General features: G+C 67.8%; 14 protein-coding genes. 7 read left to right on the top strand and 7 right to left on the bottom strand.

Annotated elements, in window-relative coordinates; all coding sequences use genetic code 11:
- Positions 1-53: 53 nt before the first annotated feature.
- From AUL33_RS11140 to AUL33_RS11120, 5 genes are all read left to right on the top strand, one after another.
- Positions 54-944 (top strand): carbohydrate ABC transporter permease, encoded by an 891-nt coding sequence (locus AUL33_RS11140; protein WP_062207563.1) that lies wholly within the window; start codon positions 54-56, stop codon positions 942-944.
- Entirely contained in the window at positions 941-1,891 is a 951-nt protein-coding gene (locus tag AUL33_RS11135) for a carbohydrate ABC transporter permease (RefSeq protein ID WP_082652520.1), read from the top strand. Before AUL33_RS11140 ends, AUL33_RS11135 begins: the two co-directional genes overlap by 4 nt.
- 5 nt (positions 1,892-1,896) lie before the next feature.
- Positions 1,897-3,045, top strand: coding sequence for an ABC transporter ATP-binding protein (locus tag AUL33_RS11130; protein ID WP_082652529.1), 1,149 nt, complete (start codon positions 1,897-1,899; stop codon positions 3,043-3,045).
- Between the two features lie 71 nt (positions 3,046-3,116).
- A complete protein-coding gene (locus AUL33_RS11125; RefSeq protein WP_082652519.1) occupies positions 3,117-3,878 on the top strand; it encodes a sugar phosphate isomerase/epimerase in 762 nt (253 codons plus the stop codon).
- Between the two features lie 3 nt (positions 3,879-3,881).
- Positions 3,882-5,042, top strand: a complete 1,161-nt coding sequence (locus tag AUL33_RS11120; protein ID WP_062207559.1) for a Gfo/Idh/MocA family protein — start codon at positions 3,882-3,884, stop codon at positions 5,040-5,042.
- Between the two features lie 276 nt (positions 5,043-5,318).
- On the opposite strand, the gene AUL33_RS22160 is transcribed toward AUL33_RS11120, so the two are convergent.
- Positions 5,319-5,471, bottom strand: coding sequence for a hypothetical protein (locus AUL33_RS22160; RefSeq protein WP_156419372.1), 153 nt, complete (start codon positions 5,469-5,471; stop codon positions 5,319-5,321).
- A gap of 311 nt (positions 5,472-5,782) precedes the next feature.
- On the opposite strand from AUL33_RS22160, the gene AUL33_RS11115 reads away from it, so the two are divergent.
- Complete coding sequence (locus AUL33_RS11115; RefSeq protein ID WP_062207557.1) at positions 5,783-6,319, top strand: PAS domain-containing protein; 537 nt, start codon at positions 5,783-5,785, stop codon at positions 6,317-6,319.
- Positions 6,320-6,479: 160 nt separating this feature from the next.
- On the opposite strand, the gene AUL33_RS11110 is transcribed toward AUL33_RS11115, so the two are convergent.
- Complete coding sequence (locus tag AUL33_RS11110) at positions 6,480-7,388, bottom strand: LysR family transcriptional regulator (RefSeq protein WP_062207555.1); 909 nt, start codon at positions 7,386-7,388, stop codon at positions 6,480-6,482.
- A gap of 101 nt (positions 7,389-7,489) precedes the next feature.
- Here AUL33_RS11110 and AUL33_RS11105 point away from each other — a divergent pair, with 101 nt between their 5' ends.
- Positions 7,490-8,365, top strand: coding sequence for an oxidoreductase (locus AUL33_RS11105; protein ID WP_156419370.1), 876 nt, complete (start codon positions 7,490-7,492; stop codon positions 8,363-8,365).
- Positions 8,366-8,431: 66 nt separating this feature from the next.
- On the opposite strand, the gene hydA is transcribed toward AUL33_RS11105, so the two are convergent.
- The 5 genes from hydA to AUL33_RS11080 form a co-directional block, all read right to left on the bottom strand.
- On the bottom strand, positions 8,432-9,859 hold the full coding sequence (gene hydA, locus AUL33_RS11100; protein WP_062207553.1) for a dihydropyrimidinase: 1,428 nt from the start codon (positions 9,857-9,859) through the stop codon (positions 8,432-8,434).
- Positions 9,856-11,097, bottom strand: a complete 1,242-nt coding sequence (locus tag AUL33_RS11095) for a cysteine desulfurase-like protein (RefSeq protein WP_062207551.1) — start codon at positions 11,095-11,097, stop codon at positions 9,856-9,858. The genes hydA and AUL33_RS11095 overlap by 4 nt, the downstream gene beginning before the upstream one ends.
- A gap of 15 nt (positions 11,098-11,112) precedes the next feature.
- Positions 11,113-11,787, bottom strand: a complete 675-nt coding sequence (locus AUL33_RS11090; RefSeq protein ID WP_062207549.1) for an amino acid ABC transporter permease — start codon at positions 11,785-11,787, stop codon at positions 11,113-11,115.
- Positions 11,788-11,854: 67 nt separating this feature from the next.
- Entirely contained in the window at positions 11,855-12,637 is a 783-nt protein-coding gene (locus AUL33_RS11085) for a transporter substrate-binding domain-containing protein (RefSeq protein ID WP_062207548.1), read from the bottom strand.
- Between the two features lie 174 nt (positions 12,638-12,811).
- Positions 12,812-13,546 carry a GntR family transcriptional regulator gene (locus AUL33_RS11080; RefSeq protein ID WP_062207546.1) on the bottom strand — a complete coding sequence of 245 codons (735 nt, stop codon included), beginning with the start codon at positions 13,544-13,546 and terminating at the stop codon, positions 12,812-12,814.
- Between the last annotated feature and the right edge of the window lie 287 nt (positions 13,547-13,833).

The following is a 13,833-nucleotide window of genomic DNA, read 5'->3' as shown; positions in this document are numbered from 1 at the left end:
CCCTGCAAGGGGTCTTCGGCGCCGGGGACCCGTACCCGGAGGAATGTCCCGCCATGTCCGCCATCCGCCGGCGCAACCCCGCGCCGCATCTCGCCCTCCTGCCCGCAGTCCTCGTCGTCCTCGTCGCCTATGTCGGCACGATGCTCTGGACGATCTGGATCTCGTTCACGAGTTCGCGCCTTCTACCGGTCAACGATTTCGTCGGCTGGGAGCAATACGCGCGGCTGTTTTCGGACGCGCGCTGGCTCCTCTCGGTGCAGAACATGGTGGTGTTCGGCCTGATCTTCATCGCCGGCTGCCTCGTCCTCGGCTTTCTGCTGGCGGTGGCGATCGACCAGCGGGTGCGCGGCGAGGACGGGCTGCGCACGATCTTCCTCTATCCGCACGCAATGAGCTTCATCGTCACCGGCCTGATCTGGCAGTGGATGATGAACCCGGCGCTCGGCATCCAGCACAGCGTGCGCGAACTCGGCTGGACCTCCTTCTCCTTCGACTGGATCGTGCAGCGCGACATGGCGATCTACGCCGTGGTGATCGCCGGCATCTGGCATTCGTCCGGCCTCGTCATGGCCCTGATGCTGGCAGGGCTGCGCGGCATCGACGAGGATCTCTGGAAGGCAGCGCGCATCGACGGCATTGCGCCCTGGCGGGTCTATCTCTCGATCATCCTGCCGATGCTGCGCCCGGTCATCATCACCTCCGTCGTCCTCCTCTCGATCGCGGTGGTCAAGGTCTACGACCTCGTTGTGGCGCTGACCGATGGCGGGCCGGGAACGGCGACGATCGTGCCGGCCAAGTTCGTGATGGACTATCTCTTCGCCCGGCAGAACATCGGGCTGGCGACCGCCGCCTCGAGCGTCATGCTCGTCACCGTCCTCGCCGTGCTCGCGCCCTGGATCTACGCCGAATACTTCCGCAAGGGCCGCGCGGGAGCTGCCGCATGAGCGCCCCCGCCGCCACGTCCACCTCCGCCCGCGCCGCCGATCCGCTGCAGGCCCTGCCCGCCTCGATCGTCGGCCACGCCCGCGGCGCCAAGCCCCGGCACATCACCGCCGGGCGGGTCGGCCTCTACGTCTTCCTCGGCCTCGCCGCGCTGTTCTTCGCGCTGCCGCTCTACATCATGATCGTCACCTCGCTGAAGACGATGGACGAGATCCGGCTCGGCGCGATCTTCGCGCTGCCGGCAGACCCCTCGTTCCGCGCCTGGGCGGTGGCCTGGGGCGAGGCCTGCACCGGGCTCGACTGCTCGGGCATCTCGGTCGGCTTCCTCAACTCCCTGAAGATCCTCGTACCCTCGGTGATCACCTCGATCGCGCTCGGCGCGGTGACGGGCTATGCGCTGTCGCTCTGGCGGGTGCGCGGCGCGGACATCCTCTTCGCCATCCTGCTGCTCGGCGCCTTCATCCCCTATCAGGTCTTCATCTACCCGATGGTGCGGATCTTCTCGACGCTCGGGATCTACGGGACGCTGCCGGGCATCGTCCTCGTCCACATCGTCTTCGGCCTGCCGGTCATGACGCTGCTCTTCCGCAACTACTACAGCGGCCTGCCGGCGGAACTGTTCAAGGCGGCGCGCGTCGACGGCGCCGGCTTCTGGCAGATCTTCTTCCACCTCATCCTGCCGATGTCGACGCCGATCCTCGTGGTGGCCGGCATCCTGCAGATCACCGGCATCTGGAACGACTTCATCCTCGGTCTCGTCTTCGCCGGCCGCGAGAACCTGCCGATGACGGTGCAGCTCAACAACATCGTCAATTCCGGCCAGGGCGAGCGCGCCCACAACATCAACATGGCGGCGACGATCCTCACCGCCCTACTGCCGCTCGCCGTCTACTTCCTGTCCGGCCGCTGGTTCGTGCGCGGCATCGCTGCGGGAAGCGTCAAGGGATGACCGTCATGACCACAGGCTCCGCCGCCCTCGGCCTCGAGGTGCCGCCCCGCGCCGCCGCCTCGCCCTCCCCCGCCTCCGGCGAGGCCAGCGTTTCGGTGCGCGAGCTCGACATCCGCTACGGGGCGCTCACGGCGATCGACAAGCTCGATCTCGACGTCGCCAAGGGCGAGTTCCTCGTGCTGCTGGGCCCCTCGGGCTGCGGCAAGTCCACCCTCCTCAACGCCATCGCCGGCCTTCTCGATATCAGCGACGGCGAGATCTGGATCTCCGGCAGGAACGTCACCTGGGCCGAGCCGAAGGACCGGGGCATCGGCATGGTGTTCCAGTCCTACGCCCTCTATCCCCGGATGAGCGTGAAGGAGAACCTCTCCTTCGGCCTGCGCATGAACGGCATCGCACGGGCCGAGATCGAGCGCCGCGTCGCCAAGGCGTCGCGCATGCTGCAGCTCGAACCGCTTCTGGAGCGCAAGCCCGCCGAACTTTCGGGCGGCCAGCGCCAGCGCGTCGCCATCGGCCGGGCGCTGGTGCGCGAGGTCGACGTCTTCCTCTTCGACGAGCCGCTCTCCAATCTCGACGCCAAGCTGCGCGCCGAGCTGCGCGTCGAGATCAAGCGGCTGCACCAGAGCCTCGGCAACACGATGATCTACGTCACGCACGACCAGATCGAGGCGCTGACGCTGGCCGACCGTATCGCCATCATGAAGGGCGGCGTCATCCAGCAACTGGCGCCGCCGATCGAGGTCTATCAGCGGCCGGTCAACCACTTCGTCGCCGGCTTCATCGGCTCGCCCGCGATGAACTTCTTCGAGGGGCGGCTGGCCGGCGAGACCTTCCATCTCGGCGACCTCGCCCTGCCGCTCGCCGGCTACGGCTTCTCCAGCCGCCCGCGCCCGAGCGACTGTGCCGCGACGCTCGGGCTTCGACCCGAGCACGTGGCGCTCGGTCCTTCGCCGCACGGCGTCTCCTTCGAAGGCACCGTCGCCGTGGTCGAGCCGATGGGCGCCGACACCCTGTTCTGGACCGAGCTCGGCGGCCAGCCGCTCTCGGTGCGCACCCACGGCGAGCGCGCGCTCGCGGTCGGCGACCGGCTGCGCCTCTCCTTCGACCCCGCCCGCCTCTCGCTCTTCGATGCAGCGAGCGGCGAGCGCCTCTAGCCCCTCCTTTTCCCCTCCCCCTCGTTCCCAGGCTGCGTCCCAAGCGGCCCGGCCTGCCCGCAAGGATCGCCATGACCGACACGCTCTCGATGCAGCTCTATTCCGGCCGCAACTTTCCCCCGCTCGCCGACCAGTTGAAGACCGTGCGCGAGGCCGGCTTCACCGATGTCGAGCCGTTCCGCGGCCTCTACGACGATGTCGACGCGCTGAAGGCCGCGATCGACGAGGCCGGGCTCACCAGCCGCGCCGCCCATTTCAGCCTCGACATGCTGGAGACCGATCCGGACCGGGCGCTGGCCATCGCGCGCAAGCTCGGCACCGAAATCCTCGTCCTGCCCTATGTCATGCCGGCAGACCGACCGGGCGACGCGGCGGGCTGGGCGGCGGTCGGCGGGCGGGTCGCCGCGATCGCGCGCCGCGTCACCGGCGAGGGCCTGCGCCTCGCCTGGCACAATCATGATTTCGAGATGCGCTCCCTGGAGGACGGCTCGCGCCCGCTCGAACATCTCCTCGGCGAAGACGGCGCCATCGAATGGGAGGCCGATCTCGCCTGGGTGGTGAAGGGCGGCGAGGATCCCGAGACCTGGCTGAAGCGCTATGCGGGCCGCGTCGCCACCCTCCACGTCAAGGACATCGCGCCCGCCGGCCAGAAGACCGACGAGGACGGCTGGGCCGATGTCGGCACCGGCACGCTCGACTGGGCGCGCCTCTACAAGGCGGGCCGCGAGGCCGGCGCGACCCTGATGATCGCCGAACACGACAATCCGTCCGACTTCGAACGTTTCGCGCGCACGAGCTTCGAGGCCATGCAGCGCTACAGCCGGGAGGGCTGACCCATGGTGCAACGGATCGGCCTCGTCGGCTGCGGCGTCATCTCCGACATCTACCTCACCAATGCCGCACTGTTTCGCGACATCGCCTTCACCGCCTGCGCCGACGCACGGCCCGAGGCCGCCCGCGCCCGCGCCGAGACCTACGGGATCACGGCGCTGACGCTGGACGACCTCTATGCCAGCCCCGAGGTCGACATCGTCCTCAACCTCACCAACCCGGAAGCCCACGCCGCCGTCTCCATGCAGGCGCTCGAATCCGGCAAGCACGTCTACACCGAGAAGCCGCTGGCGACGCGGCTCGAAGACGGCCGGGCGATCGTCGAGCTGGCGGCGGCCAAGGGGCTCCGCGTCGGCTCGGCGCCCGACACGATCCTCGGCATCGGCCTGCAGACGGCGCGGCGGATGATCGACGACGGCACGGTGGGCACGCCGATCTCGGGCGTCGCCACCATCATGTCGCGCGGCATGGAGCACTGGCATCCCGCGCCCGCCTATTACTTCCAGCCGGGCGGCGGTCCCGTACTCGACATGGGGCCGTACTATATCGGCGCGCTCGTCGCGCTGCTCGGGCCGGTGGCCAAGGTCACGGCGTCCGGGCGCATCGGGCTCGATGAGCGCGTCGTCACCGCCGCAGGACCGAATGTCGGCCAGCGCATCCGCCCCGAGGTGCCGACCACGATCCACGCGCTGCTCGAATTCCAGTCGGGCACCCGCATCGCGCTCCTCGCCAGCTGGGACGTCTGGAAGCACGGGCACACGCCGATCGAGATCCACGGCGGGACCGCCTCGTTGCGCGTGCCCGATCCCAACTTCTTCGGCGGCACGGTCGAGATCGCCCGCGACCGCGACCATTGGGAGGCGACGCCGACGACCGGCAACTTCTACGGCGTTCCCAACTATCCCGCCGCAAAGCCGATCCATGCCAACTACCGGGGCCTCGGCCTCGCCGACATGGCCGCCGCCATCGAGGCGGGACGTCCGCACCGGGCGAACAGCGACTGGGCCTTCCACATCCTCGACGTGATGCTGGCGATCCTGCGCTCGGCCGAGAGCGAACGTGCGGTGGTGGTGGACTCGCGCTGCGAGCGCCCGGCCGCGCTCAGTGTCGCCGAGGCCGACGCCTTGCTGGCACAGGCACCGGACGCAATGCGTTCACGGGCCTGAAGAAGCACAGCCCGGATCCCGCGCCACCGGAAGGTCCGGGCTGTGTCCAGCCAACCAGGGTCGAGGCGGTCGGAGCCCGCGAAGACGCGCTGTTTCCGTTGCCCTGCGGTGCCGCACGTAAAACCGTCTTTCGATTGTGAAGGACAGATCCGGCCAGGATCGGCAACGCGTCCCGCGCGCATGGTCATGCGAAGGTTGACTCATTTCCGCCGCCCGCCGAACGCGCTCGAATGCGCACAGGAGCGCACGGCGACAAGGGCAAACGCTCCCCGTCGCTCAGGACCGGTAGCCGAGTTCCCTGAGCAGACGCTCGAAATGCGCCCTGACGTCGGGATCGGCCATGCGGGAGAGCGCCTCTTCGAGAGCCGCCCTGATTTTCGGGCAGGGGTTTTCCGGCGGCGGTGGCGGCGGCTGGGTGGTGTCGATCATGGGCGGGACGGAACTTTGCGAACCACGATGTTGCCTCCCCACAGCATGGAACCATCCCCCTGACGCGCCGCCTTAGAGCCGTGCTGCATACCAAGCAAGGCTTACGGTCTTTTTGCGGCAGTCACGTCACGGTGTTCCCCCTCCGAACGCCGGAACCTTTGTGATCCCATCATGTCGCTGGGCGGGTCCTTTGGGGTAGAGCACGTCAAATCCGTGGGCTAAAAATGAAAAGGTTGCCCTTACCGTCAGCTTCACGAAGCTCTACTCTATCATGACGTGCGTACGTCACACGCGATCATGGGATGAGGGATATGCATTCGCGCTCGCAACGCTCATCGATTGCCGCCCGTTCCGCCTTCGTCGGCGCCTGGAAGTGGGAGCCGGAGAGCCAGCGCATCTATGCCGATGAAGGAATGAGCGCGTTCTTCGGCGTCCCCATGCAGGACGGGCTCGCCGGTCTCTCCACGCTGGACTTTCGAAGCCGCATCCATCTCGACGACCGCGCTCGCATCGGCCCTCAACTGGTTCGCGCCGCCGACCATCATCTGCCGTTTTCCATCAACTACCGTGTGGTGACGCCCCATCAGGGCATTCGACAGGTCCGTTCGTTCGGCCGGCCGCTTACCCCGAGGGGCCAGACGCCCGAATACATCGGAGCGATCCTCGACATGGGATCGGGATCGAACGACAGCTCGCCCCTCGTCGAGGCCATCGACCTTCTCATCAGCGCCCGCGACCAGATGGCGCGCGCCGACCATGCCATTCTGACCAAGCTGATCGACGCCGTCCTGATGGAGGCCAGCCGGGAGTTGAGCCGCCGGATGGATCGCTATCTCGGCAAGGATTGAAGCCGCCGGCCACAGGCTCTCGATGCCGATGCCGCTCCGGCCAATGCCTCGCATGAGTGCGCCCGTGTGACGTCGAGAACCGCCGTCGCAGCCGCGTCGCGATCGCTCTTCTGTGCGGACTGTCCCCGCAACTATCGGTCTCTTGCCATGCGAGCCGACGTCAGCCAGTGGGGCCCGCCTGCCGGTCGTCCGCGACGAGGTCGATGAAGGCGCGCAGCGGCGCGGGCACGAGGCGACGGGAGAAGTAGAGGCGCGGACCGTCGAACGGTTGCCACCACTCGGGCAGAACCGGCTCGAGCGCACCGCTTTCTAAATGCGGGTCGAGCCAGTTGCGAAAGAGGCAGAGGAAGCCGTGGCCGGCGACCGCGAGATCGATGGCCGCTGCGGCGCCGCCCGTTCCGACCGTCAGCCGCGCCGGCGGATCGATCGTCAGTTCCTCCCCATCCCGCTCGAAGGTCCAGGGCGTCAGAGCGGCCCCCGAAATCCGGACACGAATGCAGTCGTGGTCGAGGAGGTCCCGCGGATGGGTCGGCATGCCCCGGCGCGCGAGATAGGCGGGCGAGGCCGCCAGCGCCGCTTCCTGCCGGCGAGGCCCGATCGGGATGGCGATCATGTCCTGGCTTAGGTGCTCTCCGTAGCGAATGCCCGCGTCGCAGTCGGCGGCGGTGATGTCGACCAGCCGATCCTCCACGACGATCTCGACGCGGACGCCCGGATGGGCCGTCATGTAACGATCGAGCAGCGGCGGCAGGATGTCCCGCATCACCGCGCCCGGCACGTTGAGCTTCAACCGCCCGCGCAGCATCGTCTCGGAACTCGCCGCCTCGTCGAGCGCCGCCCGCGCCTCCGAGATCAGGGGCGCGACACGTCCGGCCAGACGACGCCCGGCTTCGGTCGCCATGACGCTGCGGGTCGTGCGGCCGAGCAGCGGCACGCCGAGGCGCGCTTCCAGCCGCGTGATCGTCTCGCTGACCGTCGAGACGGACAGCCCGAGGTTTCGCGCGGCCCGCCGGAAGCCGCCGGCTTCGAAGACGGCGAGGAAGATCCGCAGATCGTCGAGCGAGGACATTGCATCATTGTTCGCCATGGCGAACAGGCTATTCGCCCCGGTCCCGATTATCAACGCGCCTGAAACGTCCGATATCAGCGGCATCGAAGAGGAGCCAATCCATGACCGACACGATCCCGAAGGCCGACGCCGCCGGCCGCTTTACCTTTCCCGGCACGACCCTGACGGTGAACCGCATGGGCTACGGCGCCATGCAGTTGGCAGGTCCCCACGTGTTCGGCGAGCCGAGCGATCCAGGCGAATGCCGGGCCGTGCTTCGCGAGGCCCTGTCGCTCGGCATCGACCATATCGACACCAGCGACTTCTACGGACCCCACGTCACCAACCGCCTGATCCGCGAGGCGCTGCATCCCTACCCGTCCAACCTCGTGCTCGTGACCAAGATCGGCGCCTGGCGCGACGAGGCCGGGGCGTGGGTCCTCAAGCGCAACGCGGACTTCCTTCGCAAGTCCGTCGAGGACAACCTGGAGCCGCTCGGCCTCTCGCAGATGCCGATCGTGAACCTTCGCATGGGCGGGCCGGAGGACGATGTGGCCGCGCCGATGGAGGCCATGCGGCAGATGCAGGACGAGGGTCTGCTCGCCCATATCGGCATCAGCACGGTCGATGCGGCGCAACTCACGGTCGCCCGCGACATCGCGCCGATCGTCTGCGTGCAGAACCACTACAACCTCGTTCATCGCACCGACGACGCCATGATCGACGTGCTGGCGGCGGACGGGATCGCCTACGTCCCCTATTTTCCGCTCGGCGGTTTCACGCCGTTGCAGGCCGACGAGCTCGCGAAGGTTGCGGCCGAGATCGGCACGTCGCCCCAGGCGGTCGCCCTCGCGTGGCTCCTGCGACGCAGCCCCAACATCCTCGTCATTCCCGGCACGTCGAAGCGCGCCCACCTTCGCGCCAACATCGCCGCCGCCGGCATCGCGCTGGAGCCCGCGCATCTTCGCAGGCTCGATGCCGTGACGACCGCTCGCTGAGGCGCAATCGCAGGGTCACCCGACAAGGGGGACTCGCAAGGGTCGCCGACCCCGCGGGTTCCCTTATCAGGCCCCGACAGTCGCGGCCGGCCGGGGGGCGCTGAGATGGGAGCGCGCGCGCGCGACGTAGCGCCCCGTCCCCTTCGCGCCGGTGAGCGCGCCCTCACGCACCATGACTCGGCCGCCGACGATCACGGTGGTCGGCCAGCCCGTCACGGCCAGCCCCTCGTACGGGCTGTAGTCGGCGCCGTCATGGAGGTCCGCATGCCGGATGGTGCGGGTCTCGCGGGGGTCCCAGATCGCGATGTCGGCATCCTTGCCGATGGCGATCGAGCCCTTATCCGCCAGACCGTAGGTCCGGGCATGGTTGGTCGAGGTGAGCGCCACGAAGCGCTGCAGATCGATGCGGCCCTTCATCACCCCTTCCGAGAAGAGGATCGGCAACCGCGTCTCGACGCCGGGAATCCCGTTCGGGATGTGGCGGAAGTTCGTCCGGCCCTTCGGGTTCAGCTTGCCGGCGGGGTCGTCGTAGCGGAAGGGGCAGTGGTCGGAGGAGAAGAGATCAAAGACGCCGGTCTCGATCCCGCGCCAGCAGGCCTCCTGCTCGGCCGCGTTTCGCGGCGGCGGCGAGCAGACGAACTTGGCGCCCTCCCAGTCCATCCCGTCGAGGTCGCTCGCCGTCAGCATAAGATATTGCGGGCAGGTCTCGCCGACGACCTTGATCCCGCGCGAGCGCGCCCGCGCGATCTCCTCCATCGCTGCTCCATTGGACACGTGGACGATGACAACGGGCACCTCGGTGATCTCGGCGAGCGACAGGGCGCGATGCGTCGCCTCGCGCTCGACGGCGATCGGCCGCGTCGAGGCATGGGCGCGCGGCGCGATCTCGCCCGCCGCCTCGTGGCGGCCGATGAGGTAGCGGATCGCGTCCTCGTTCTCGCAATGGACCATGACGAGCGCGCCGGTGCGCCGCGCCGTGTCCATCGTGGCGAGGATCTCGGCGTCGTTCAGGCGCAGGTCCTCGTAGGTCATGAAGACCTTGAACGAGGTGTAGCCATCCTCGACCAGCGCCGGCAGTTCCTGGCCGAGCACCGCCTGCGTGGGGTCGGAAACGATGAGGTGGAAGGAGACGTCGGTGTAGCAGTTGCCCTCGGCAAGCGCGTGATAGCCCTGCAGCGCCTCGCGCAGCGAATGGCCTTTCTGCTGAAGACAGAAGGGCAGGATGCAGGTGTTGCCGCCGAACAGCGCCGAGCGCGTGCCGCTCTCGAAGCCGTCGGCCATGACGATCCCCTCGCCCGAGGGCTGCGCGAGATGGACATGGCTGTCGATGCCGCCCGGCAGGACGTAGCGCCCGGTGGCGTCGATCCGCTCGCGCGCCGCGCCGAGATCCTCGCCGATCGCGACGATCCGGCCGTCGCGGACGCCGACATCCGCGCGAAACACGTCCGCGGCCGTGGCGAGCGTGCCGCCGGCGATGACGAGGTCGAGGCTCACAGCGCCGGTTCCAGCGCCGCGATCAGGCGATCGACCTCCGCCACCGTGTTGTAGTGGATCATCGAGACCCGCACGACGCCGTCCTGCTTCATCAGGCCATGCTCTTCCACCACCCGCCGGGCATAGAAATCGCCGAAGCGGATGCCGACCTTGGCCGCATCGACGGCCTCGACGATCCCCCGCGAACTCTCCTTGCCGACCGTGAAGGACAGGGTGGAGACGCGGTCCTCGATCGCCGTGGACGTGCGGCCGATGACGCGCACCGAGTTTCGCGACAGGAGGAAGTCCATCAGCCGCGCGGAGACGATGCGCTCCTGCTCGGCGATCCCGGCAAAGCCCGCCTCGATCGCGGCACGCCCCTCGGCATCGCCTTGGGCGGCCCCCTTTGCGGCACCCTCGCGACGTCCGAGCTCCTCCACGTAGTCGACCGTGCCGATCGAGCCCCAGGCACATTCGTAGTTCATGTTGCCGGGCTCGATCTTGTGCGGCACGCGGCTCTTGTCGAAGAAGTAGTGGTAGATGTTGTCCAATGCCTCGAGCCGGTCGCGCTTGCCGTACATCACGGCGTGGTGGGGACCGAACACCTTGTAGACGCTGAAGACGTAGTAATCGGCACCGAGCGCCTTGACGTCGATCGCCCGGTGCGGGGCGTAGGCGACGGCATCCACCACGAGTTCGGCGCCGGCCGCATGCACGATGTCGGCGATCTCGGCGATCGGATTGATCGTGCCGAGAATGTTCGAGGCATGGGTGACGCAGACGAGTTTCGTGCGCTCGCTCATCAGGGCCCGGAGGTCGCCGAGATCGAGCTCGAACGTCTCGGGGTCGCAGCGCCACCACTTGATCACGACGCCGCGCGCCGCATGATGCAGCCAGGGCCCGATATTGGCCTCATGATCGACATTGGTCAGCACGATCTCGTCGCCGGGCTGGAGACGGCCCGTCATGGCCTCCGACAGGAACCGCAGGAGGATCGTCGTGTTCGGCCCCTCGACGATCTCGCCGGGATCGCAGTTCATGAAGCGGGCGAAGGCCTCGCGCGTCTGCGCCACGCGCTGCGTCGAAAGCCGGCTCGGCGCGTAGCTCGCCCCGGTCTGCACGCTCGAGGTCAGGAGATAGTCGGACACGCGGTCGGCGACGCGGCGCAGCACCTGGCTGCCGCCGGCATTGTCCATGAACGCCCACTCGCCGGCCAGCGCCGGGAACTGCGAGCGGACGAAGTCGAGATCAAGAGGCATGGAGTCGGCTTTCGGTCAGCGCTGTCCCTGCCGGGCGTAGCCGCGTTCGAACCTTGCGACGAGACGGACCATCGGCAGGAGAATGATTAGATAGAGGATGGCGGCGCCGATCAGCGGCGTCGGATTGGCGGCCAGCGCCTGCGCCTGCGTCGCCTGTTTCAGGAGATCCGGCAGGGCGACCACCGAGGCGAGCGCGGTGTCCTTCATGACGTTGATCGAATTGTTGGTGAGCGGCGGTACGATGACGCGGATCGCCTGCGGCAGGATCACATGTCGCATCCGTCGGTAGGCGTGCAGCCCCAGCGCGTTGGCCGCCTCGAACTGGCCGCGCGGGATCGCCTCGATGCCGGCGCGGAAGATCTCGGCCGTGTAGGCGCTCGACACCGTCGAGAGCGCGAAGCAGGCGGCGAAGAAGGGCGAGAAGCGGATGCCGACGAAGGGCAGCGCGTAATAGACGACGATCAGCCAGACGAGCACGGGCAATGCCCGGAAGACGTCGATATAGGCGACCGCCAGGATCCGGAACGGCGTCTTCGCGTAGAGCCGGACGAGTGCCAAGAAGAGGCCGCCGGCAAGGCCGAAGACGATCGACAGGGCGCCGAGCAGGACCGTGCGCCCCAGCCCTTCGAGCAGAAGGGGGAAGTAGCGCACGAGAACGTCGATGTTGAAGAAGGTGGTGACGATGTCCATCGGGCTGCCGTCGCTTGCCGGAGGATCATCGGAGGCGTCGCGCCTCCGATGAAGGGTAGACCGCCGATCAGAGCTTCGGCATCTCGGCGTTGGTCGCCGTCGAGGTCGAGGCGTCGGGCGCGGAGCCGAACCAGGTCTCATGCAGCTTGGAAAGGAAGCCGTCCGCCTTCAGCTCGCCGATCGCCTTCGTGGCCTCGGCGGCCAACGGCGAATCCTTGGCGAACATGATCGAATACTGCTCGCCGGTCTTGATGCGCTCGACGACGGCGTATTGCGGCTTGTCCTTGATGTAGTAGGCGACGGCCGGAATGTCGGAAATGTAGCCGTCGATGCGACCGGCCGCGAGATCCAGCATCGCGGGCGACAGACCCTCGAAGCGGCGGATGTCGGCGATGCCGTATTCCTTCTGGTGCTCGGTCGCCCAGATGTCGCCGGTCGAGCCCGTGTCGACGCCGACCGTCTTGCCGTCGAGGCCCTTCAGCCCCTCGATGCCCGAGGCCTTGAGCACGGAAAGCGACTGGTCGCTGTCGTAGTAGGGCTGGGCGAAGGAGACCGATTCCAGGCGCTTCTTGGTAATGGTGATCGAGGAGACCGCCGCGTCGATCCGGCCCGACTGGACCGCGGAGAACAGGCCGTTGAACGGGATGTTCTCGAACGCGACCTCGTCGTAGCCGAGGCGCTTGGCGACTTCGCGCACCAGCTCGACCTCGAAGCCGACGGTTTCGGAGGCTTCGTTCTGGAACTCCCAGGGCACGTTGCCGATGTTGGCGCCGACGGTCAGCGTCTTGGCGGAAGCAGGGCTGGCGATGGCGGCGGCCATGGCGAGAGCGGCGATGATGTTGCGGATCATGAGGGCTCCTTCGACGACGGGATGGGACCGGAGCATCCGCACAGGATTTGCGCACCAGATGCTCAGCAATTATGCAGATGAATTGCATGCACTTCGTGAAGCAATGTGTACGTGTGAATCTGCGATCTGCAAAGCAAAATCTCGGCGGAGCGCTCGTCTGCGCGGTCCCGGCCTTCAGGCCGCTCCGCCGGCGGGCCGCCGCGTCCGCCGGTCCACCGGCACGGGCCGCTCGGCGTCCGCGTAGGGGCCGAGGATGTCCATGAGGTCGCCGCGCGATTGCGGCATCTTCAGGAAGGCGCGGGAGGCGACCTGGTCGAGATGGTCCGCCATGAGCGCTGCCGCCGTATCGCCGTCGCCCCCGGCCAGCGCGGCGATGACGGCGCGGTGCTCGGACACCGCGCATTCCGACGAATGCGGACGCCCGAAGGTCGCCAGCGACAGGCTGGAGCGATAGGCGATTTCGCGCACGTAGCGCGTCAAGGTCGGCTTGCCGGTCATCTCGGCGAGCTTGACGTGGAATTCGGTGGCCAGCCGGATCGAGTTGGCCTGCGGCCCGCCGCGCGCCTTTTCCTCTTCCGCGACATGGGCTTCGAGGTCGGCCACCTGTTGCGGCGACAGCGTGCCGCAGAGGGCGCGCACGACGAGACGCTCGAGCTCGCGCCGGATGTCGAACTCGTCGCGCGCCTCCTCGAAGGACGGCGTGGCGACGAGGGCGATGCGGTTGCGCCGCAGCTCGACGAGCCCTTCGGACGCCAACTGGCCGAGCGCATGACGCGCGATGGTGCGGCTGACGCCGAACCGTTCGCCGAGCGTGTCCTCGGGCAGCTTGTCGCCGGGTGCCAGCGCCTGTTCCAGAATGGCGCGGCGGATGGCGCGGCAGATGACAAGTGCGCGGTTCGAGGCATCCATGGGCGACGGGCGGCTTTCCGTTGGTGGACGAGGTCGGTCCAGCCATAGCAGGTCCACGGACGCGACTTCAAAGCATTGTTCCAGGCCCGATTGCATACGCGGATGGACGAGATCGCATACACTTGTCATAGGGCGATGGTCGGCCCCTGTTGCGGATCGGCACGATCGCCTTGCTCCCCGCCAAAGACCTGCAACACGGCACGCTCCCTGCAAGAGAGATCCGCATGACGGCCTCCGAACGCCCCGCCTCCCCTCATCCGACCTCGGCTCCGATCGCGCCGGCACCC

The sequence above is a fragment of the Aureimonas sp. AU12 genome (assembly GCF_001463705.1).
In the GTDB taxonomy this organism is placed as follows: Bacteria; Pseudomonadota; Alphaproteobacteria; order Rhizobiales; family Rhizobiaceae; genus Aureimonas.
This window is presented reverse-complemented; position numbering and strand designations above follow the sequence as displayed.

Bases quoted from the DNA above. Each gene is read 5' to 3' on its own strand.
- AUL33_RS11120 (WP_062207559.1), top strand. From the start codon at position 3,882: ATGGTGCAACGGATCGGCCTCGTCGGCTGCGGCGTCATCTCCGACATC.
- AUL33_RS11090 (WP_062207549.1), bottom strand. From the start codon at position 11,787: ATGGACATCGTCACCACCTTCTTCAACATCGACGTTCTCGTGCGCTAC.
- AUL33_RS11105 (WP_156419370.1), top strand. From the start codon at position 7,490: ATGACCGACACGATCCCGAAGGCCGACGCCGCCGGCCGCTTTACCTTT.
- AUL33_RS11125 (WP_082652519.1), top strand. From the start codon at position 3,117: ATGACCGACACGCTCTCGATGCAGCTCTATTCCGGCCGCAACTTTCCC.
- AUL33_RS22160 (WP_156419372.1), bottom strand. From the start codon at position 5,471: ATGATCGACACCACCCAGCCGCCGCCACCGCCGCCGGAAAACCCCTGC.
- AUL33_RS11085 (WP_062207548.1), bottom strand. From the start codon at position 12,637: ATGATCCGCAACATCATCGCCGCTCTCGCCATGGCCGCCGCCATCGCC.
- AUL33_RS11095 (WP_062207551.1), bottom strand. From the start codon at position 11,097: ATGCCTCTTGATCTCGACTTCGTCCGCTCGCAGTTCCCGGCGCTGGCC.
- AUL33_RS11135 (WP_082652520.1), top strand. From the start codon at position 941: ATGAGCGCCCCCGCCGCCACGTCCACCTCCGCCCGCGCCGCCGATCCG.
- AUL33_RS11110 (WP_062207555.1), bottom strand. From the start codon at position 7,388: ATGTCCTCGCTCGACGATCTGCGGATCTTCCTCGCCGTCTTCGAAGCC.
- AUL33_RS11130 (WP_082652529.1), top strand. From the start codon at position 1,897: ATGACCACAGGCTCCGCCGCCCTCGGCCTCGAGGTGCCGCCCCGCGCC.
- AUL33_RS11115 (WP_062207557.1), top strand. From the start codon at position 5,783: ATGCATTCGCGCTCGCAACGCTCATCGATTGCCGCCCGTTCCGCCTTC.
- AUL33_RS11140 (WP_062207563.1), top strand. From the start codon at position 54: ATGTCCGCCATCCGCCGGCGCAACCCCGCGCCGCATCTCGCCCTCCTG.
- AUL33_RS11080 (WP_062207546.1), bottom strand. From the start codon at position 13,546: ATGGATGCCTCGAACCGCGCACTTGTCATCTGCCGCGCCATCCGCCGC.